Below are 20,769 nucleotides of genomic sequence, written 5' to 3' on the forward strand. Positions count from 1 at the left end.
TAGCCGGAGCCTCTGGGCCGTCGGAATCCTTGACCTGAACGGACAAGGAGCACCGATATGACCCAGACCACGCCTTCAGGTCCCCTTCAGGATCGCGGGACTACGGTGGGCGGACCGCCGGAACCACGAGCCGCGCACAGCGAACTGAAGAGAGAGGAGGCGCCTCACGAATCGAAGCAACCAGGGCCGGAACCAGGCTCCGAGTCAGCGGGGGCAGCCGGGTCGCCGCGGCACCGCTCCGGACCCGAGCCCGACGAGCCCCCTGAGACAGCGGGGCCGCTGCGGCGCCGGGCCAGTCCGGAGCCGGTCGGGTCGCAGCACCGCGCCCGAGACGCACCCGCCTCGCCACTGCGCCGCATGTGGCTGTGGGGCACCGCCCACGCGGTGGACGACATGTACCAAGGCCTCGTCCCCGCGTGCGTGCCCTACTTCGTCCTCGACCGCGGCTACGGATACGTCGCCGCCACCGGCCTGACGCTCGCCGCCGCGATCGGGAGCTCGATCCCGCAGCCGTTCGTCGGGATGGCCGTCGACCGGAGACGGCTGGACTGGCTCGCGCCCGCCGGCGTCGCGCTGGCCGGCATCGGACTCGGACTGGCCGGGATCGCCGGACCCTACCCGCTGGTGGTGGCCCTGGTCTTCCTGTCGGGCCTCGGCGTGGCCATGTTCCACCCCGCCGCCGGCAAGGGCGCGCGGGAGGCCGCCGGAGACAGCGCCGCGGCGATGAGCGTCTTCGCCGCAGGCGGCAGCGTCGGGTTCTTCCTGGCGCCGGTGCTCGCCATACCGGCCCTCATGGCGATGGGCGTGGGCGCCACCGCCCTGTTCATCCCACCGGCGGTGCTCATCGCGTTCGTCATGCTGCGCAAGCACACCCGGACGGCCGCGGCGCCGCCGCAACCGCGTGACGGGCCCGACCGCTGGGGGCCGTTCGCGGTGCTCACCGGGATCGAGGTGGTCCGCTCGCTCCTGTGGGTCGGGATCATCACGTTCATCGAGCTGTACTGGATCAGGCATCTGGGCTCGGGCCACGCCGTGGCCGGGATCGCGCTGGCGGGGTTCATGCTCGGCAGCGTCATCGGCACCCTCATGGGCGGACGCCTCGCCGACCGCTTCGGAGCCGTGCGCACCACCCGCATCGGCGGGGTGCTCATCATCCCGCTGCTGGTGCTGCTCCGATTCGTGCCGGACCAGTACGCGGCGCTCGTCGTCGCGCTGGCCGTCGGCATCGCGATCAACATCCCGTTCGCGGTCCTCGTGAAGCTCGCCCAGGACTACCTGCCGACCAGGCCTGGAACGGCCGCCGGGGTGACCCTCGGGCTCGCGATGAGCGTCGGCGGCCTCTTCGCCCCCGCGTACGGTCTCATCGCCGAATGGCATGGGCCCGAAGGCGTCTTCACCGTGCTGTGCGTCGTGCCGGTCGCCGCGGTCGTCCTCGGCGTCTTCCTCAAGCGGCCTTGAGTTCCGGTGGGGGAAGCGCGTGCGGTCGGCGCTCAAGCGGGTCGTTCGCCCTCGGCCAGCCGGGCGAACGCCGCGGCCTCCTGTTCGACGAAGCGGCGCGTCTTGCGGGAGAACAGGGCCTTCGCGAGCCAGGCACCGGGACCCGACCACGCGATCCCGAGGACGAGCAGGGTCCCGGCGGCGGCCGGGCGCAGTTCGTGGGAGGCGGTGGTCCTGACGCCCGCAGTGGTCGCGGCCCAGGTGAAGCCGCTGCCCGGCCGCCAGTCGGTCACCTCGTACTCGGCGGCGGCGAGGCCGGGCTGGCGGACCAGGAACCGGCTGCCCGCCCCGATCGGCCCCGGCGCGCTCAGCCGCTCGACGGAGTCCACTGTGGGAAGCAGCTCGGCCCAGCGGTCGAGGTCGCCCAGGTGTGACCACAGAACGGCTGGGGTGCTTCGGATTTCACGCTCCACGGTGATCATGCCGCCATCGTACCGATCGATGAACGTCGAAGTCGGAGCCGCGATCCAGCCGCGAACCGCCTCGTAGTTCGCGGCAGGGCCGTCAATGCGCGGTGGCGTCGCGCGGCCCGGCCGGTACTGGCGTGGTGTGCGGTGGAGCCTGCGCACGACGGGGCCGTGCGCTGCGCGGCCCGGGCGGTACTGGCGCGGTGGGCCGTGGAGTCGCGCGCGACGGTGTCGTGTGTCCCACGGCCCGACCGATACCGGCGCGGAGTGTCATGGGTCGCGCACAACAGGGGCCGTGTGTCGAGCGGCCCGGCCGGTACTGGCGTGGTGTGCGGTGGAGTCTGCGCACGACGGGGACGTGTGCCGCGCGGCCCGGCCGCTGCCAGCGCGGAGGGCCGTGGAATCGCGCAGGGATGGGGGGCTTTGGGCGCACGGCCTGACCGGTACCGGCGCAGTGTGCGGTGGAGCCTGCGCGCGACGGGGGACGTGTGCCGCGCGGCCCGGCCGCTACCGGCGCGGAGGGGCCGTGGAGTCGCGCACGACGAGGGTCGTCGCGAGTTGGACGTGGTGGGAGTCGGGGACCTTGCCGGCGGCGAGCTCGATCAACGTGCGGGCCGCGACTCGGCCCATCTGGCGCAGCGGCTGCTTCACCGTGGTCAGCGGGGGCTCCATCCACAATGCGTTGTACGTGTCGTCGAAGCCGACGACGCTGAGGTCGCCCGGCACGTCGAGGCCGCGTCGCCGGGCGCTGCGGATGACACCCACCGCGATGCTGTCGCTGGCCGCGAAGATCGCGGTCGGCGGCTCCTCCAGGTCGAGCATCCGGTCGGTGAGGTTCGCGCCCGTCTCGGCCTCGAAGCGGCCCGAGCCCATCAGGGCCGGGTCGAGCTCGATGCCCGCCGATTCGAGGGCCTCGCGATAGCCGTGCAGGCGTTCGCGCGCCGGGACCGACTGCACCGGGCCGCCCGCGAACCCAATCCGCCGGTGCCCCAGGTCGAGCAGGTGCCGGGTGGCCTGTACGCCGCCGGCCCAGTTCGTCGCGCCGAGGCTGGTCACCCGCTCGTCGAGCGGATTCGCCGGATCGATGACGACCAGCGGCAGGTCCGCCTGCTCACACGCGGCCATCTCCTCGGCCGTCAGCTCCGCGGTCACCACCACGAGCCCCGACGCACCCTGCGCCGCGATCTCCTTGATCCGCCCGGCCCCGAGCGGCACCGCGTGCCCTGGGCCGCCCTCCTCCAGTGAGCTCGTGACGACCTCGACGCCCAGATCCCTTGCCCCGCTGATGATCCCGTCGAGCACGTAGACCGCGTACATGTTCAGGATCGTGTCGAACACGACGTGGATCGATTGCGGCCCAGGCGCTTCGCGCGGACCGGTGGTCGGAACGTAGCCCAGCTCCGCGATCGCCTCGCGCACCAGCCGCCGGGTCTCCTCGGCCACGCCGGGGCGGCCGTTGAGCACCTTGGAGGCCGTCGCCTTCGAGACGCCGGCGCGCGCGGCCACCTCGGAAAGCGTCGCGCGGGGGCGGGCCGGATCGCTCATGTGCTGGACCTCGTCGCTGTCGGTCGAACTGTCAGGTACCGACATTCTAGCCTCGCCTGGAAACAGTTTCCCGCGTTCCCGGCCATGTGCGGCGAGCGACCGTCAAATTACGAGGCCCGATGAGGCGGAGGTTCGAGCGCTCGTTCCTCGCCGCGCAAAACAAGGCCGAACCGCCGGAAAACAATTTCGTCGCGCTGCGCTGCGCCGCGCCGCGCAGCGATCACGCCATGCCGCGACCACGCCACGCCACTCCGCGCCAAGCCACGCCGCGGCCACAGCGACGGCGACGGCGACGGCGCTCAGAGCACCACCCCGCGACCACGCCACGCCACGCCACTCCGCGCCACGCGACTCCGCGGCCACAGCGACGGCGCTCAGAGCACCACCGCGACGACGTCAGGCCACGCCACTCCGCGCTAAGCCGCGCCACGCCACTCTGCGCCGCGGCGCGCCGCGGCCACACTGACGGCGCTCAGAACGCCACCGCGACGACGGTACATCACACACCGTTCTTATTGCGACACAATGGACTTCGCTGCTTATAATGACGCGGTCCTCCGGCGGGGCCGCCCGAACGGCGCTCCGCCGGCCCTGTCGACAACAAGGAGACCTTGTGTCCTTCAAGGAAGGCAAGTCCCGCAGCGTGCTCGCACGCGTGGCCGCCGTCGCGGCCGTGACGGGCCTCGGCGTCCTCGGCCTCGCGACCCCGGCCTCGGCCGACATCACGATCCAGCAGTACGTGGCGCTCGGCGACTCCTACGCTTCGGGCGTCGGCGCCGGCGACTACCTCGCCGACGACGGCTGCTACCGCTCCGCCAACGCCTACCCGCGCCAGGCCGCCACCGAACTCGGCGAGCGCCTCTGGTTCGAGGCGTGCTCCGGCGCCCGGGTCGAAGACGTGGTCGCGAACCAGCTGAACCACCTCTACGAGGTCAACACCGAGCACGTCACGATCGGCGTGGGCGGCAACGACGCCGGGTTCTCGACCGTCCTCGGCGCCTGCGCCGGCACCGACACCGCCCTGTGCGAGGCCGCGATCGCGAACGCGCGCAACATCATCACCACCTCCCTCCCGGACGAGCTCGACGACCTGTACACCCGGGTCCGGAACCGCGCCTTCTCCGCCGAGATCGTCGTCGTGGGCAACCCGCGCCTGTTCAACGAGACCGCCTGCGCGGGCGCGCTCGCGATCACCCCGGCCGAGCAGGCGCTCCTGAACGACGCCGCCGACCTCCTCGCCGAGACGACCGCCGCCGTCGCGGCGGACCACGGCTTCGACTTCGCCGACCCGCGTGCCGCCTTCGACGGCCACGGCGTGTGCTCCGCCGACCCGTGGATCCTCGGCTACACCGGCAACGTCGAGTCGTTCCACCCGAACGCCGCCGGCCAGGACGCCTACACCGACGTCGTCCTCCCGCTGCTCGACTACTAGCGTCCGGGACGGCCCGCGGGAGACCCCGCGGGCCGTTCGCATTGCGCTCCTGGAGAACCCACATTTTGGACGAAGGCCCTTAGAATGACCGCACCAGCGGCGGGGACCCCGAACGATCCGCCGCGTGGCACCAGAAGGAGACCAATGTCCGCATCCCCCCGCAAGGGCAAGTTCCTCATCCGCGCCGCCGCGGTGGCGGCCGCCGCCGGCATCGGCGGCGCGGCGTTCGCCAGCCCGGCCTCGGCCGACTGGTGGACGACGCAGTACGCGGCCCTCGGCGACTCGTACGTCTCGGGCGTCGGCGCCGGCGACTACGAGGACACCACCTGCTACCGCTCCGCGAACGCCTACCCGGTGCTCGCGGCCGAGGAGATCGGCGCCGACCTCGCGTTCGACGCCTGCTCGGGCGCCCGCGTCGAGAACGTCATCGCGGACCAGCTCGGGAGCCTGAGCTGGCGCACCGACGAGGTCACGATCGGCGTGGGCGGCAACGACGCCGGGTTCTCGACCGTCCTCGGCGCTTGCGCCGGCACCGACACCGCGCTCTGCCAGGGCGCGATCGCCAACGCGCAGAGCGTCATCACCGGTTCGCTCCCGGCCGAGCTCGACGACCTCTACACCCAGGTCGAGGACCTCGCGCCGTTCGCCGACGTCACCGTCGTCGGCAACCCGCGCCTCTTCAGCGGCACCACCTGCTCGGGCTCGCTGGCGATCACGCCCGAGGAGCAGGCGCTGCTGAACGAGACGGCCGACCTGCTCGCGGAGACCACCGCGGGTGTGGCGGACGATCACGGCTTCGAGTTCGCCGACGTGCGCGACGTGTTCGCCGGGCACGAGGTCTGCACCGCCGACCCGTGGATCCTCGGTTACACCGGCACCATCGAGTCCTTCCACGCGAACGCCGCCGGCCAGGCCGCGTACGCGGAGGTCGTGACCCCGTACCTGGAGGACTGCTAGTCCTGCCGCCGGCCGGCCCGCGGGGTTCCCGCGGGCCGGCCGCGCGCCTGGGGAACAATCCGGGTATGCCGCGACGATCCCGAAAGCCCGCCCGCCCGACCACCTGCCCGTGCGGTTCCGGCGCGGCCTACGCCGCCTGCTGCGGGCGCTTCCACTCCGGCGCCGCGAAGGCGCCGACGGCCGAGGCCCTGATGCGCTCGCGCTACAGCGCCTTCGCGGTCGGCGATGAGGCGTACCTGCTGCGGACCTGGCACCCGGAGACCCGGCCCGAACGGGTCGATCTCGCCGCGGACGGCCGCACCTGGACCGGCCTCGAGATCCTTGAAGTCACCGGCGGCACGCCGCTGCACACCTCCGGGACCGTGCGCTTTCGCGCGCACTACACGGATGGGGAGGGGCCGGGGTCGCAGACCGAGAACAGCGTGTTCGAGCGCTTCGGAGGCGACTGGCTGTACGTGGACGCGCTCGCCTTCGAGTAGGCGGTGGTGAGTCGCGCTCGGATTCGGTGTCGCCCCCGGCTTCGAGCGTGCCTGGCGGGACCGACAATCCTCGTGGGCTGGGCTGGGCTGGGCTGGGCTGGGCTGGGCTGGGCTGGGCTGGGCTGGGCTGGGCTGGGCTGGGCTGGGCCGACTCCCGTGGTCGGTCCGCTGGCGGGCTCAAATCGTCGAATACTTGTCGATTTGTTAACAGGTGTCTAACCTCGTCGGGTGAGTTTCGACCCTCCGTCACCCGCCAAAGACCGCCGGGTGCGACGAACCCGCGCCGCCCTGCTGGGCGCCGCCGTGGCGCTGGTCAGTGAGCGCGGCACGGCGAACGTGCCCGTCTCGGACATCGCCGACGCCGCCGGCGTCAGCCGCCAGCTCGTGTACCTCCACTACGGCGACCGCGACCGGCTCCTCCTCGAAGCGGCCCTGGACCTGGCCCGGCGCGAGCTCGCCGAACCGTGGGAGGCCGCCCCGGAGACCGCGATCGGCCGTCCCCGGGCCCTCGCGATCGCCCGCCACTTCGCCGCGCACCGGGCCTTCTACCGCGCGATGTTCAACAGCGCCAGCGCATTCGCACTGAACCGCGAGGTCAGCGGCCTGCTGTCGCCGCTGCGCAGCGAGGCGATGCGCGCCCGCTTCGGGGACGTGCTGCCCGGGCAGCTCGACGGCGACCTGGCCGCGTTCATCACCGGCGGCATCGGCGCGATCATCTACCTGTGGGTCACCGAGGCGGAGGCCCCGCTCGACCCCGAGGGGATGGCCGACCGCCTGGTGGCCGTCGGCGACCTGCTCGGCGCCGCCCTGGAGCACCTCCCGGGCGCCGCCGAGCAGCACGCCCGCTAAGCCGTCGCGACCTTGTCGAGGTCGGCGATGACCTCGGCGAGCAGGACCGGGTCGATCGGCCCCGCCGGGAGGCGGACCTCTTCGAGGACCTGGACGGCCTCAGCGTCGAAGTAGGGCCCGCCGCCGAAGCCGGGTGCGAGGCGGACGTGGACCGCGCCGCCGCCGGGGACGCGGTGTTCGATCGCGGCCGTCCAGTTGTCGGCCCGGACCGGGGCCCACCGGCCCTTGGTGAGCCCGTGGAGCGGCCCGGTCCTGGCCTTGCGGCCCTCGAACCGGGTGAGCCGGCCGGCCTCCAGCTCGGCGTCGGTGGCCGCACCGGCGGGGCGGCCGAGCTGGTCGAACGGTTGGAGCACTTCGTAGTCGGCGAGCTGCCGCACCCAGGCGGGGAGCGCGCCGCCGAGCAGGACGGGGTGCGAGAGGCGGACCTCGGCGTCGTCGGGGAGGTCGAGCGCGTCGTCCTCGACGTCGGCGAAGGTGCGGTCCTCGGCGAGCCGGAACGCGACCGGCCCGGACTGCCACACGAGCCGCCGCACCAGCTCCCACAGCAGCGGGTGCGCCACGAGCCGGTCCCGGAACTCGGCGGCGGTCCAGGTGCGGCCGTACACCATCGCGAGTTCGAGGCGCTTGACCTGCTCGGCGGTGACCGACGCGGGCCCCTGCTCGGGCACGAGCCGGTCGGCGAGCTGCTCGGCGTCCAGGCCCAGGCCCGCGGCGACGAGGTCGACCTGGTTCAGGGCCGCGGCCTTGACGGCCTTGGACCCGCGGAACCTGGTGAGGCGGTGGACGGCGCGCAGCGCCTCCTCGCTCTCGATCGCGCCGAGCACTTCGAGGCCGTTGAGGGCCCGCTTCGAGAGCCGCTGGTCGGGCCAGGCGCGGATGCAGGCTTCGAGGCGCTCGACGGTGCCGGCGTCGGCGAAGCGCGCGAGCTGCGTCAGCGCCCACGAGTCCTTCGAGGGCGCGTCGTTGATCTCCCAGGACTCGAACACCGCCCACGAGAGCGCGCTCAGGCTCTCGGGGTCGCAGTGCTCCTTCACGACGTCGATCCCGGCGTAGGGGATCGCGAGGGAGTCGAGGCTCATCGCGCCGACGAGGTGCTCGACGGCCGCGCGCGGGAGCCGCTCGCCGGTGCGCAGGAGCACCGGCATGCCGAGGACCGGCTCGACCCACGCGGGGGTCTTGGGCGCCTTGCGGCCGTCGAGGTCGAGCGGGTCGACCGCGAGGATCTCGGCGACCGCCGCGGCCGCCTCCTCGCCGTACGGTGCGGCCGCGGCGATGACGGCCGGGTCGCCGAGGCGGCGCGCGGCGTCGCGCAGGACCGCTTCGGCGGCCTTCCGCGGCTTGGCCGCCTTGCCGACCGCGTCGGGGACGAGCCAGCGGACCGCGTCGGCCCCGTGCCGGTCGAGCCAGTCGCCGACGCTGACGCGGGTCGAGCGGAGCCGCACGAGCCAGTCGGCGGCGAGCCGGGCCGCGGCGGCGCCGCCGATCGGCGGGAGGGCCCGGTGCAGGTTGGGGGACTTCGCGAGGGACGCGAGCACGCCGGCGGGGTCCTCACCGTCGGCCAGCCGCCGCTGGATCAACTCGCCGGCCCGCCAGGCCTCCTGTTCGCCTGCGCGCCAGTGCACCCGATCGTCACCGTCCAGCGGCTCCAGTTCGACGACGAGCTTCTTCCGCTTGGCGGCCTTACGCTTCCACGGCGGCTCCGCCAGGAACCGGGGCGGTTCGGCGGCCTCGGGCGGGGCGCCGTCCATCGTGAGGAGCCGGTCGACCGCGTCCTTGACGTCGGGTTCGGCGACGGCGTGCGCGGCGCCGAGCATCGGCGTCGTCGCGACCAGGTGCGCGAACCGCGACCGCAGCGACGGGCTCGCGCCGGGCGCCACGCGCGCGACGGCCCGCAGCATCCGGCGCGGGAACCGCTCGGCGAACTCGAGCGCGTAGGGCCCGGTCCGGCCGGCCACGAGGTTGCGCAGCAGGTGGTCGGCGACGGTGTCGCTGGGGAGGCCGGACAGCACGGTGTACAGCGACGCGTCGCCGATGTACTCGTGCGTCTCGATCTCGAAGGCGGCCAGGAGGAACGGCGCGCAGTCGGCGCCGAAGAGCTCGACGAGCGAGGCGACGCCGTTCGAGTGCCCGTTCTGGCTCGGGTTGCGCCGCAGCCCGGCCGCGGCGAGCTGGTCCATCGAGGACACCGAGGCGATGAGCATGTACTGGTCGTGCCAGGTCTTGGCGTCGCGCTCGGCCCATTCGGCGCACACCTGCTCCACCCAGTCGGCCTCGGTCGGCATCGCGTAGGCCCGCACCAGCCGCTGCTGGTGGTTGCGGCCGTACGGTTCGAGGAGCGCCCGGTGGCGCCGGTACTCCGGCCCGGGCAGCGCGGAGAGGTAGGCCCGCAGGTTGAGCGATTCGGTGCGGGTCCACTGCGCGCCCTTGGGATTCGCGGGCGCGAACCGGAACGCGGGGGAGTCCGGCCGGTAGCGGGTCGGCGCGTACGACTTGCCGGTGTGCTCGCTCACGATCCGGATCTCGAGCTGCCGCATGAGCGCGTGGACGGCGAAGTCGGCGCCGTGTTCGAGGATCCAGGCGTCGAACTGGTGGTACTGCCTGCTCACCTCCCACAGGCTCGTGGACGCGGCGGCGGTGTCGAACACGGCCGCCGCCCCGAGCGCGTCGGGCTCGCCGTCGAGGTAGGCCCGGGCGGCGGCGGTGATCGCCGGGTCGCTCGCCGGCGACGCGACCGCGGCCTCGATCTGCTCCGCCGTGAGCTCCTTGACCCGCCGCCACAGCTCCGGCATGGCCTCCTCCACCGGGTACGGCCGGTCCGCGGACGGGTAGCCGCGCCTGCGCGGCGGCTTGAGCTCCAGCGAACCGCGGTAGTCGAGCCACGGCCGCTCGGGGTCGCGGTCCTCGTTCGGGAGTTGCACGTCGGTCATGGGGGACATTCTGGGGCGGGTGCGCTCACGCGCGGCTCACGCCCCGGGCCCCTCGCCGTCCAGCGGCTCCAGGACCCGGTTGTGGTCGCGCCCGAACACCATCGACGTCTGGAACCGGGCCACCTCGGGCCGGGTGGCGAGGCGGTCGACCAGGAACGCGTGGAGCTGCTCGACGTCCTGCACCGCCACGTGCAGCACGATGTCGCTCCCCCCGGAGACGACGAACAGCGTCACCACCTCCGGCCAGGACCCGACGGTCTCGCGGAACGTCTCGTACATGGAGCGCTGGTGGCGGCCCAGCTGCACCGACACGAGCGCCTCGGCGTGCCGCCCGAGCGCCTTCAGGTCCACGTGGGCGCCGTACCCGCGGATCACGCCCCTGCGGGTGAGCGCCCGCACCCGCTCCAGCGCGGTCGAGGGCGCGACGCCGAGGCGCCGCGCGAGCTCCCGGTTCGACAGCCGCGCATCCGACTGGAGGAGGCGCACGATCGACGCGTCGAGTTCGTCCATCCGCGGATTATCGCCCATCTTCCGGCCATCCGTTCGGCGAGAGGGCCCTTTCGCCGATCACGCGTCTAGCGTTGAGCGCATGACCACCGCCCCTTCCGGGTCCCTCGGCACCTTCCGCGGGACCGCCCTCTACCTCGGCGCGATCCTCGGCCCCGGCGTGCTCGCCCTCCCGGGCCTGGCCGCCGCCGCGGCCGGGCCCGCCGCGATCGTCGCCTGGGTCGCGCTGCTGCTCCTGTCGGTCCCCGTCGCCGCCACGTTCGCCGAACTCGCCGCCCGCCGCCCCGACGCCGGCGGGGTCGCCACCTTCACCCGGGCCGCGTTCGGCGACAAGGCCGCCGCCGTCTGCGGCTGGTGGTTCTTCAGCGTCATCCCCGTCGGCGCCTCCTCCGCGGCCCTCGTCGGCGCCGAGTACATCGCCGACGCCGCCGGCCTCGGCCGCTCCGCGGTGATCGCCCTCGCCGCCGTCCTCCTCGCGACCGCGTTCGCCGCCAACCACATCGGCCTGCGCCTCTCCGGCGGCGCGCAGCTCGTCCTCATGGGACTCCTCGCCGCGCTCCTCGCCGCCGCCTGCGCCGCGGCCCTCCCGCACCTCGACCCCGCGAACCTGACCCCGTTCGCCCCCATGGGCATCCCCGGCGTCCTCTCGGCCGCCGCGGTCCTGTTCTACGCCTTCTCCGGCTGGGAGGCCGCCAGCCACCTCTCCGGCGAGTTCACCGACCCCGCCCGGCAGCTGCGGCGCGTCACGGCGCTCGCGCTGGCGGTCGTCGCCGCGATCTACCTCGCGCTCGCCACCGCGACGGCGGGCGTCCTCGGCCCCGCCGCCGGCGAGTCCGCCACGCCGCTCACCGGCCTGCTCGCCTACGCGTTCGGCCCGGCCGCGGCCCCGCTCACGGCCGTGTGCGCGGCGATGCTCAGCCTCGGGGCCATGAACACGTTCATCGCCGGGGCCTCCCGCCTCGGCGCGGCGCTCGCCCGCGACGGCGCGATGCCCGCGCCCCTCGCGAAGGGCCACGAGCCCGGCCGCACGCCGCACCGCAGCCTCCTGCTCCTCGGCGCGATCACCTGGACCGCGTTCGCCGGGACGACGGCCCTCGGTCTGGGCCTCGACCAGCAGATGCGCGCGACCTCCGCCGTCCTCGCCGCCGTCACCGTCCTCGCGTGCGCGGCGGCCGTGCGGCTCCTCTCCGGCCGGGCCCGCCACCGGGCCCTGTTCGCCACCGCCTGCACGGCCGCGATCGCGACCGCCCTGAACTGGTACCTGCTGCTGCCCTTGGCGATAGCGGGCCTGGCCCTCGGCTACCTGCGCCTGCGCCGCCGCCGTGCCCCGCTCCGCGTCGCGGCCCGGCCCGAACCGGTCGACGCCTAGCGCCGGAACGCCGGAAGCGCCTGCCCCGGAACCGGAACGGGCGCTTCAGGACGCGGTCAGACGGCGTTCCAGCCGCCGTCGCTGGCGAGCACGGCGCCGTTGGTGTTGCTGGAGTCGTCGCTGAGGAGCCAGGTGATCGCGGCCGCGAGCTGCTCGGGCTGCGCGGGCCGGCCGGCGTTGACGAAGTACGGCTGGAGGCGCTCGATGCCCAGCTGGGACTTCGGGGTCGCCTCGATGTTCGTGGCGACGCCGCCGGGCGCGACGGCGTTGCAGCGGATGCCGTCCTTGCCGTAGACGACCGCGACGTGCCGGGTGAGGCCGATGACGGCGTGCTTGGAGGCGGTGTAGGCGGCCCCGGCCGCCGAGCCGCGCAGGCCCGCCTCGGAGGAGACGTTCACGATGGCGCCGCCGCCGTTCGCGATCATGACCGGGAGCGCGGCGCGGATGAGGCGCAGCGGGGCGGTGGCGTTGACGCCGAGCACGCGGTCCCACGTGGCGTCGTCGACCTCGCCGGCGGGGAGGAAGCCGTCCATGATGCCCGCGACGTTCGCGAGCCCGTCGACGCGCCCGCCCGCGGCGGCCACGACCTGGTCGATGACCGGCCCGGCGGTGAGGTCGCCCGCGACCGGGCGGATCGCGATCTCGGCGGCGAGCTTGTCGAGGCTCTCCTGGTTGACGTCGGCGGCGACGACGGTCGCGCCCTCGGCGGCGAGGCGCAGCGCGGTGGCCCGCCCGATGCCGGAGCCGGCCCCGGTGACGATGACGGTCCTGCCGGCGAAGCGGTCTTGCGTTGCCATGGGTCCTCCTTGAATCCCGGCCGCCCCCGGCGGCCCGTGTCGCAGTATTCCCCCGGGCGGGGCCCGGAGGCGGTGGTTCACTCGATCCCATGGATTAAGTCAGTCACCTGACTTAAGGCTAGCGCGGCGGCAGGCTCGCGGGGCAATGACGGAACGCTATGAACTCGGTCATCGGCTTCCCGGCCGCGGGCCCGGAACGGACGGACTCACCAGCCGGGAAGGGCCCGGGAACGGCCGCTCCGACCGGTTCGAAGCTCCCGCTTCCCAGCCGCGGGCCGGAGCGTACGGACCCCCGGCCGCAGGCCCAGAGCGGGCGGACCCCGAAGCGCCGGGAACGGCCGCTCCGACCGGCTCGAAACCCCCGCTCCGGAAGAGTCCGTACCCAGACCGAGATCAGAAGCGCCCGCTCCGGAAGCGCTCAGACGGGTCCGAGCGCCCACACCGGAGCGGGCGCGCTCAGACCGGTCCGAAGCACCCGTGCGCAGACCGGCCGAAGCCGCTCACCGCGACGCGAGCAGGTGCCGCCGCGCCGTCATCAGCGCGAAGCCCAGCAGGTTCTGGCCCTGCCACGTGCGCGGGTCCGCCGCGAGCGGGTCGTCCGCCGCGAGGCCGATGCCCCACACCGAGTCGTCCGGGCTCGCCTCCACCAGCACCCGGTCCCCGGTCGACAGCAGGAAGTTCCGCAGCTCGCCGCGCTGGCTGAACTTCGCGATGCTGCCGCGCACCACGATCGGGAACCGGTGCCGCTCCCACACCGACAGGTCGAAGTCGGTGACGGTCCGCCCGATCGCCCGCGCCCGCGCGGGGTCGTCGTCGGCCAGGATCGCCGCCGCGGCCAGCTCGTCCTCGAACAGCATCGCCTTCGACCACATCATGTAGTGCTCGGCCGTGGCGAACCGCCGCCCGCCCACCCGGATCGGGGCCGGCCACCACTGGTCCAGGCAGCCCGGCGCGAGCCGCCCGCCGTGCGTCTTCACGTGGTCCCAGAAGAACAGGAACCCCTCGTCCCCGGTCGCCGCAGGCGCCGGGGCCGACCGCCGCACCACCGCGGACGGCACCGACTCCGCCTCCGGGCGGCGCTGGAACGGGCTCCACGGCGCAGGCCGCGCCGGCTCCTCCGCCTCTTCTGCGGGCGGCACCGGGTGCGGCGCGAACGGCAGGTCGATCTCAGGCGGCTCGTCGGGCGTGAACCCGTCGATGAGCGCGTCGAGCTGCCCGTCGTCGTACCGCTGCTGGAGCACCCGCAGCGACTCGCACGAGTCGAGGAGCCCCCGCGTGGCGCAGCTGAGCGCGTCGGCCACGTGCAGCGACTCGGTGAACGCCGCGATCGCGTTGGCGCGCATCGTCTCCGCGTCCGTCGCCACCGCCTCCGCCAGGTACTCGGCGGTGCGGAACGTGCAGTACCCGGCGAGCTGCGGGAACGGCTGCGGCGCGCCCGCGGCCATGAAGCCGGCCGTGACGATCCACCGCACGGTCCCCGCCACTAGGTTCGGATTCCCGGCCACGTTCGCGGCCTCCTCGGCGGCCTTCGCGAAGTGCCCGAGGTGGCCGTGGCCGTCCATCGGCTCGGCCGCGGCGGTCAGGAGGCCCTTGAGCTCGTCGGCGAGGCGGTCGATCCCGACGGCCGGCGGCTCCGGCTCCGCCGGGCCGAGGTCCAGCCCCTCGAGGTCGGTCATGTAGTACAGCGTCCACGCCCGGTCGGCCGGGCCCGGCGGGGGTTCCGCGCCGGGCGGCGGATCGGGGGTCGGCGGCGTCGCGCCGCCGGAGTCACTCGGGGGCATCGCTCCAGCTTGGCAGGGGAAGCGCCGCGAGGCAATCGTCCCCGCGGTCCGGGCCCGCGAGCTTCCCGCCCGGCCGCCGCGTCGGTACGATGAGGACAGGTCCCAAGGAGCACGAATGTCCTCAGCCGAACTCAAAGCGATCGCCATGCTGCTCAGAGCGCGCAACGCCATCGACGAGCGCATCACCGACGTCGTCGGGCGACCCGTCGTCCACGGCCACCTCTCCGACTGGATCGCCGCCCAGATCTTCGACATCGAGCTCGAGCCCGCCGCCAACCAGGCCATCGACGGCTTCTTCCGCAGCGGCCCCCTCGCCGGGCGCACCGTCAACATCAAGCACTACACCCGCAACCAGGGCATGCTCGACATGACCGACGCCGAGGACCTCGACACCTACCTCGTCATGACCGGCCCCCGCAGCGCCGGATCCAAAGGCGTGCACCGGCCCTGGGCCATCGAGCACGTCTACCTCTTCGACGCCCAGGGGCTCTACGACGTGCTGCGCGCCGAGATGCGCCGCATCGGCCAGGCCACCAGCGTCCCCGTCCGCTACTGGGAGCAGGCCGAGATCCACCCCGTCTCCCGCAACGCGAACTTCCCGCTCTCCGCCGAGCAGACCGCCGCCCTCGAGGAGTTCCGCGCCGGACCCGGCGTCTGAGATCGTCCGGTTCCGCCGCTTTCCTTCCGGTCCCCAAGGGCCCTATACTGAACCGGCGCAATACGGGGGAGAACGGAGTCCTTCCCCATGCGTCACGCCGGCCGGGCCCTCGCCTGCCTCGCTCTGCTGTCCTCCCTCGCCGTCGCCGCCCCGGCCGCCGCCCAGGACGACGGCGTCGCCCCGCTCCCCGACGACTTCCTGTGGGGCGTCTCCTCCTCCGGCTTCCAGTCCGAAGGGAACGGCCCAGACAGCAACTGGCTCAGGTACACCGAGGAGCAGGAGGACAAAGAGGACGTCGGCGCGTCCGTGGACTTCCGCCACCGCTACGCCGAGGACATCGCGCTCGCCGCGGACATGGGCGTCGAGGTCTACCGCTTCGGGATCGAATGGGCCCGCGTCGAACCCGCCCCGGGCGCGTGGGACCAGGCCGAGCTCGCCTACTACGACGACGTCGTGCGGCACGTCCTCGACGCCGGGATGACCCCGATGATCACCCTCAACCACTGGGTCCACCCCGGCTGGGTCGCCGACCAGGGCGGCTGGAGGAGCGAGGAGACCCTGCGCGACTTCACCGCCTACGCCGAGTCCATCGTGGAGCGGTATGCCGGCCTCGGCGTCATGTGGGTGACCTTCAACGAGCCGACCCTGTACGTCTACCACGAGATCGACAACGGGGCCGCGACCTGGCTCGACGCGCCCTGGCTGTTCGACCGGCTCGCCCGCGCCCACTCCGCCGCCTACGACTTCATCCACGAGGCCGACCCCGGCGCCATGGTCACCTCGAACCTCGCGTTCATCCCGCTCACGCCCTGGCTGTTCGACGCGGCGTTCATCGACCGGATCGCGCACGAGCTCGACTTCGTGGGCATCGACTACTACATGGGCGTCAGCCTCGACAACCTCACGGCCGCAAGGACGCTCACCGGCGGCCTCGCCGACGCGCAGCCCGACGGGATCTACTACGCGCTGCGCTACTACGCGAACAAGTTCCCCGACCTGCCGCTCTACATCGTCGAGAACGGCATGGCCACCCACGACGGCGCCGCCCGGCCGGACGGCCTCAGCCGCGCCGAGTTCATCGAGGACCACGTCTACTGGCTCCAGCGCGCCCGCGAGGACGGCATCGACGTCATCGGCTACAACTACTGGTCCATCACCGACAACTACGAATGGGGCTCCTACACGCCGCGGTTCGGCCTCTACACCGTGGACGTCCAGGGCGACCCGTCGCTCACCCGCGTCCCCACCTCCGGCGTGGACGCGTACGCCGCGGTCATCGCCGACGGCGGCGTGCCGGCCGGCTACGACCCGGTCGTCCCCGAGTCCGTCTGCTCCCTCATCGACCCGCCCCTCAGCTGCCTCGTGCCCGCTTCTTGACCGGCCGTCCCGTTTCCACGCTGACCAGGCACCGAACCCTTTGGCGCGGATCGCAGTCCCAGGGGTAGTCGTGGTCGTCGGCGGCTTTTGCCGTTAGGATTCGGGGCACTGAAGGGTGATGTCAACCCGCAGTCGTGATGATGGCAATCTGACGGAGGAAGCGTGCTGGATATCAGCCCGATCACCTGGGCCGTGACGATCGGACTCATAGTCGTACTGCTGGCGGTGGACCTGCTGCTGGCAGCCCTGCGGCCACACCACGTCGGATTCAAGGAGGCCACGGCCTGGTCGGTGTTCTACATCGCCGTCGCCATCCTGTTCGGCGTCTGGTTCGGCATGCAGTACGGGAACGCCGCCGGCACCGAGTACTTCGCCGGCTACATCATCGAGAAGAGCCTCTCGGTCGACAACCTCTTCGTGTTCGTCATCATCATGTCGACGTTCGCGGTCCCCGACCACCACCAGCACAAGGTCCTCACCTTCGGCATCGTGCTCGCGCTCATCATGCGCGCGATCTTCATCGCGCTCGGCTCGGCGCTCATCAACTCGTTCTCGTTCATGTTCCTCGTCTTCGGCCTGCTGCTCGTCTACACCGCGATCCAGCTGTTCCGCCACCGCGACGAGGACCCCGACGTCGAATCGAACCTCATGGTCCGCGGCGCCCGCCGCTTCCTGCCGGTCAGCGGCGACTACATCGGCGGCAAGCTGTTCGCGAAGGAGGCCGGCCGCCGCGTCGTCACCCCGCTGTTCATCGTCCTCATCGCGATCGGCTCGGTCGACCTGCTGTTCGCGCTCGACTCCATCCCCGCGGTCTTCGGCGTCACCCAGGAGGCGTACATCGTCTTCACCGCCAACGCCTTCGCGCTCCTCGGCCTGCGCGCCCTGTTCTTCCTCGTGAAGGGCCTGCTCGACCGCCTCGTCTACCTCTCCCTGGGCCTGTCGCTCATCCTGCTGTTCATCGGCTTCAAGCTCCTCCTGCACTGGGCGCACGTGGACGTCAACACGGCCGTCCCCGAGATCCCGACCCCGCTCAGCCTCGGCGTCGTCATCGGCATCCTGGTCGTCGTCACCATCGCGAGCCTGATCAAGACCCGCGCCAACCCCGAGGAGCGGGCGCACGCCGGCTCGCTCTCGGCCACCAAGAAGAAGGAACCGCAGGACTAGCCGCGAACGGGCCCCGGGATCGCCTCCCGGGGCCCGCTTCCGTCTCAGCGCCGCCGCGCGAGGAGCAGCAGCACCGCCAGCAGCGGGATCGGCAGCAGGAACGCCGGCCGCAGCCCGATCTGCCCGTCCAGCCACGCCAGCGCCGCCGGCGCCGACAGGATCGCCGCCCCCGACGCCAGCGACGCGATCGACGCCGAGTGCCGCGACGTCAGCCCCGGAATCCCGACCATGCGGCCCAGCATGATCGGATACAGCGGCGCGATCCCGAGGCTCGCCAGCGCGATCCCCGCCGTCACCGTCACCGGGTCCTGCCCGAGGTACACGATCGCCGTGCCGGCCATCGTCACCCCGGCGGCCGCGCCGACGGCCCACGACCGGTCCACGAACCGCGGCCCGACGAACCGCCCCGCGGCCATGCCGATCCCGAAGCTCGCGCCGAGCGCCGACGCCGTGCCGAGCGCCACGCCCGTGTCGACCAGCCGCGCCACGCCCCACACCACGAAGCAGAACTCGCACGCGACGCTGAGGACGATCCGCGTCCATCCCAGCGCCGCCGGCCCGACCGGAATCCGGCCCTGCTCGACCGCCTCCTCCGCCGGGCCGCGGACCGTCCGGTGCGCCGTCCCGGCCAGCAGCGCCGGGACGGCCGCCAGGATCGCCCAGCGACCCGCGGTCCCGGCGGTCTCCAAGGCCCCGAACGCGAGCGGCGCGAGCACCCCGGACGCGCTCGCCGTGCCGACCGCGATCGTGATCCGCTTGGCGGCGCCCGGCCCGCGCAGCAGCGACGGGGTCGCCAACGCGATCGCGGCGCAGCCGATGCCGACCAGGACCGAACCGGGGCCGGCGATCGCGAGGTCCGGCGTCACGGCCATGGCGACCGCGCCGAGCGCGGTGACCGCGCACGCGGCCCGCAGGACCGCGCCCGCGCCGGCGCGCAGCACGGCCGGGCCGGTGGCGGCGGCCAGGACGAGGCCGGCGCCGAACATCATGGTGAGCCAGACGAGTTCGCCGCGGGGCCGGTCGAGCTCGGCGGCGATCCCGGCGAGGTAGGGCCCGAAGGAGGAGACGAGGAAGCCGAGCCCGGCCTGCGCGAAGACGACGACGCGTCCGACGGCGCGGTCGGGGGCCTGGACCGCCGCGTCAGTCGCCATCGACCGCTGCCGCGTACGCGCCGCGTTCGATGAGGTCCGCGAGGTCGTCCAGGCTGCCGATGGACAGGTCGCCGGGGAGGCCGCGCAGGGCGGCGGTGCGCGCGCCCGAGGCCCGGCCGGCGGCCAGGCCCGTCTCGGAGTCCTCGACCACGAGGCATTCTGCGGGGTCGGCGCCGAGTGCCTCGGCGGCCATGAGGTAGCCCTCGGGGTCGGGCTTGCCGCGCGCCACGTCGTCCACGGTGACCAGGAGGGGCGGTTCGATCCCGGCAGCGTTCAGGCGGGCCTTGGCGAGGCGCTGGTTCGCGCTGGTGACGACCGCCCACGGGATGCTGGAGCGCTCCAGGGCCGCGAGGAGCCGGTGGGCACCGCGGTTCGCCGCGACGCCGTCGAGGTCGGTGCACTCGCGCTCGGCCATCCACGCGACCGCGGCGAGCGCGGCCTCGGGGTCGAGGTCGGGCCTGAACCTGGCGACGCTGGCGGCAGCGGTGCGGCCGTGGATCTCGGGGAGGACCGCGGCGGGGTCCACTCCGTACTCGGCGGCCCAGGCCGTCCAGGCGCGTTCGACGGCGCCGTCGGAGTCGACGAGGGTGCCGTCCATGTCGAACAGGACGGCCGCGGGGTTGTAGCTTCTCATGGAGCCCTCCGGGGATCAATAAACTCGCATGACGAGCATAATTTGCGGAGGTGCCATGGCGCAAGAGAGCGGCGACACCGGTCCCATCCGGGTGGGCCGGGCCGAGGCCGCGCGCTGGAGCGGCGCGCTCGACCTGCTGCGCCTGGTGCGGGCCCGGCCGGGCGTCACCCGCGCCGAGGCCGCCCGGGTCCTGGGCGTCGGCAGCGGCACCGCCACCGAGATCTGCTCGCGCCTGCGCGCGCTCGACCTCATCGCCGAGCATCCGGCGCCGCCGTCCGGGCGCGGGCGCCCCACCACCACGCTCCACGCGCATCCGGACGGCCCGCTCGTGGCGGTGGTCGACATCCGCCAGGCCGAGTGGCGCGTGGCCGTCGCCGATCTCGAAGGGGCCCTGAGCGAGTCGGCCACCGGCCGGCACGGCTCCAAGCGGCCCGAGCAGGTCCTCGCCGCGGTCGGCCGGGCCCTGGCGGCCGTGAGCGCGCGCCACGGCTCCCGCATCCGCGCGGTCGCGGTCTCCGCGGCGGCCACGGTGCGCAACGGCCGGTTCGTGCAGTCGAGCGTCCTCGGCTGGCGGGACGTGGAGGTCGCCCCGCTGCTTCCCGGTGTGCCCCAAGTGCTCGGCAACGACGCGACGCTCGCCGGCCTGGCCGAGGCCCGCCTCGCGCACCCCGGCAAGAGTGTCCTGTACCTGACGATCGAGGTCGGCATCGGCGGTGTCTTCGTCGACGGCGACCGCGCGGTCACCGGCGCGACCGGCGCGGGCGGCGAGTTCGGGCACACGCCCTTCGGCGAGCCCGGCCTGCCGTGCCCGTGCGGCGCGACCGGCTGCTGGGACGTCGCGGTCGACGGCCGCGCCGTGGCGCGCCACCGCGGCGAGCCGGAGCCCGACGACCCGCGCGCCTACCTCATCGACGCCCTTGTCGATCCCGGTTCCCGTGCGGCCGTTGCGGAGTGCGCGACCTCGCTGGGCCGCGGCGCGGCCGGGCTCGCGAACGTCCTCGACCCCGAGGTGATCGCCTTCGGCGGCCTCGCCCCCGAGGTGCGCCGCGCGGCGCCGGACGCCTTCGCGGCCGCGTTCGAGGCCGGGCTCATGGGCTTCCGCCGCGACGACCCGCCCGCGCTCATCGCTTCAGGTCTCGGGCCCGACGCGTTCCTGCTCGGCGCCGCTGAAGCCGCCTTCGACGAGGTCCTCACCGAGCACGGCCTCACGACCTGGATCGAGGCCCGCGGGGCCTGAC

The 20,769-nt window shown here is 73.5% G+C and carries 18 protein-coding genes; 10 read left to right on the forward strand and 8 right to left on the reverse strand.

The genetic code is table 11. The features are described from left to right. Nucleotides 1-357: 357 nt before the first annotated feature. Nucleotides 358-1,458: an MFS transporter gene (locus EIW28_RS08245; protein WP_125247219.1), complete on the forward strand. Its 1,101-nt coding sequence runs from the start codon at nt 358-360 to the stop codon at nt 1,456-1,458. Nucleotides 1,459-1,490: 32 nt separating this feature from the next. Here EIW28_RS08245 and EIW28_RS08250 read toward each other — a convergent pair whose 3' ends face one another. Together EIW28_RS08250 and EIW28_RS08255 are read right to left on the reverse strand one after the other, a co-directional pair. Further along, entirely contained in the window at nt 1,491-1,919 is a 429-nt protein-coding gene (locus EIW28_RS08250; protein WP_125247220.1) for an SRPBCC family protein, read from the reverse strand. 492 nt (nt 1,920-2,411) lie between these two features. Continuing rightward, on the reverse strand, nt 2,412-3,449 hold the full coding sequence (locus tag EIW28_RS08255; RefSeq protein ID WP_125247568.1) for a LacI family DNA-binding transcriptional regulator: 1,038 nt from the start codon (nt 3,447-3,449) through the stop codon (nt 2,412-2,414). A 613-nt stretch (nt 3,450-4,062) separates the two neighbouring features. On the opposite strand from EIW28_RS08255, the gene EIW28_RS08260 reads away from it, so the two are divergent. From EIW28_RS08260 to EIW28_RS08275, 4 genes are all read left to right on the forward strand, one after another. Further along, a complete protein-coding gene (locus EIW28_RS08260; protein ID WP_158630327.1) occupies nt 4,063-4,881 on the forward strand; it encodes an SGNH/GDSL hydrolase family protein in 819 nt (272 codons plus the stop codon). 144 nt (nt 4,882-5,025) lie between these two features. Next, nucleotides 5,026-5,838 carry an SGNH/GDSL hydrolase family protein gene (locus EIW28_RS08265; protein WP_158630328.1) on the forward strand — a complete coding sequence of 271 codons (813 nt, stop codon included), beginning with the start codon at nt 5,026-5,028 and terminating at the stop codon, nt 5,836-5,838. A 65-nt stretch (nt 5,839-5,903) separates the two neighbouring features. Beyond that, complete coding sequence (locus tag EIW28_RS08270; RefSeq protein WP_125247223.1) at nt 5,904-6,317, forward strand: YchJ family protein; 414 nt, start codon at nt 5,904-5,906, stop codon at nt 6,315-6,317. A 267-nt stretch (nt 6,318-6,584) separates the two neighbouring features. After that, nucleotides 6,585-7,166 carry a TetR-like C-terminal domain-containing protein gene (locus tag EIW28_RS08275; protein WP_197717149.1) on the forward strand — a complete coding sequence of 194 codons (582 nt, stop codon included), beginning with the start codon at nt 6,585-6,587 and terminating at the stop codon, nt 7,164-7,166. On the opposite strand, the gene EIW28_RS08280 is transcribed toward EIW28_RS08275, so the two are convergent. Both EIW28_RS08280 and EIW28_RS08285 read right to left on the reverse strand, forming a co-directional pair. Further along, a complete protein-coding gene (locus tag EIW28_RS08280) occupies nt 7,163-10,093 on the reverse strand; it encodes a DUF4132 domain-containing protein (protein ID WP_125247225.1) in 2,931 nt (976 codons plus the stop codon). The genes EIW28_RS08275 and EIW28_RS08280 overlap by 4 nt on opposite strands. 36 nt (nt 10,094-10,129) lie before the next feature. Then, on the reverse strand, nt 10,130-10,603 hold the full coding sequence (locus EIW28_RS08285) for an Lrp/AsnC family transcriptional regulator (protein WP_125247226.1): 474 nt from the start codon (nt 10,601-10,603) through the stop codon (nt 10,130-10,132). A 79-nt stretch (nt 10,604-10,682) separates the two neighbouring features. On the opposite strand from EIW28_RS08285, the gene EIW28_RS08290 reads away from it, so the two are divergent. Continuing rightward, the gene (locus tag EIW28_RS08290; RefSeq protein WP_125247227.1) at nt 10,683-11,969 is read left to right on the forward strand and encodes an APC family permease; all 1,287 of its coding nucleotides are present in this window, start codon (nt 10,683-10,685) and stop codon (nt 11,967-11,969) included. Between the two features lie 56 nt (nt 11,970-12,025). Here EIW28_RS08290 and EIW28_RS08295 read toward each other — a convergent pair whose 3' ends face one another. Both EIW28_RS08295 and EIW28_RS25630 read right to left on the reverse strand, forming a co-directional pair. Beyond that, nucleotides 12,026-12,766: an SDR family NAD(P)-dependent oxidoreductase gene (locus tag EIW28_RS08295; protein ID WP_125247228.1), complete on the reverse strand. Its 741-nt coding sequence runs from the start codon at nt 12,764-12,766 to the stop codon at nt 12,026-12,028. Nucleotides 12,767-13,266: 500 nt separating this feature from the next. Continuing rightward, a complete protein-coding gene (locus EIW28_RS25630; RefSeq protein WP_408612195.1) occupies nt 13,267-13,824 on the reverse strand; it encodes an NADAR family protein in 558 nt (185 codons plus the stop codon). Between the two features lie 838 nt (nt 13,825-14,662). Here EIW28_RS25630 and EIW28_RS08305 point away from each other — a divergent pair. From EIW28_RS08305 to EIW28_RS08315, 3 genes are all read left to right on the forward strand, one after another. Continuing rightward, nucleotides 14,663-15,205 (forward strand): hypothetical protein, encoded by a 543-nt coding sequence (locus EIW28_RS08305; protein ID WP_125247229.1) that lies wholly within the window; start codon nt 14,663-14,665, stop codon nt 15,203-15,205. Between the two features lie 87 nt (nt 15,206-15,292). Beyond that, nucleotides 15,293-16,582: a glycoside hydrolase family 1 protein gene (locus EIW28_RS08310; protein ID WP_125247230.1), complete on the forward strand. Its 1,290-nt coding sequence runs from the start codon at nt 15,293-15,295 to the stop codon at nt 16,580-16,582. A gap of 162 nt (nt 16,583-16,744) precedes the next feature. Further along, nucleotides 16,745-17,746, forward strand: coding sequence for a TerC/Alx family metal homeostasis membrane protein (locus tag EIW28_RS08315; protein WP_125247231.1), 1,002 nt, complete (start codon nt 16,745-16,747; stop codon nt 17,744-17,746). 44 nt (nt 17,747-17,790) lie between these two features. Here the strand turns inward: EIW28_RS08315 and EIW28_RS08320 are convergent, their stop codons facing one another. Then, nucleotides 17,791-18,897 (reverse strand): MFS transporter, encoded by a 1,107-nt coding sequence (locus tag EIW28_RS08320; protein WP_125247232.1) that lies wholly within the window; start codon nt 18,895-18,897, stop codon nt 17,791-17,793. Then, the gene (locus EIW28_RS08325; RefSeq protein WP_125247233.1) at nt 18,887-19,531 is read right to left on the reverse strand and encodes an HAD-IA family hydrolase; all 645 of its coding nucleotides are present in this window, start codon (nt 19,529-19,531) and stop codon (nt 18,887-18,889) included. Before EIW28_RS08325 ends, EIW28_RS08320 begins: the two co-directional genes overlap by 11 nt. 55 nt (nt 19,532-19,586) lie before the next feature. On the opposite strand from EIW28_RS08325, the gene EIW28_RS08330 reads away from it, so the two are divergent. Continuing rightward, nucleotides 19,587-20,768 carry an ROK family transcriptional regulator gene (locus EIW28_RS08330; RefSeq protein WP_125247234.1) on the forward strand — a complete coding sequence of 394 codons (1,182 nt, stop codon included), beginning with the start codon at nt 19,587-19,589 and terminating at the stop codon, nt 20,766-20,768. Nucleotide 20,769 lies beyond the last annotated feature (1 nt).

Source organism: Glycomyces terrestris (assembly GCF_003933745.1).
Lineage (GTDB): Bacteria > Actinomycetota > Actinomycetes > Mycobacteriales > Micromonosporaceae > Glycomyces > Glycomyces terrestris.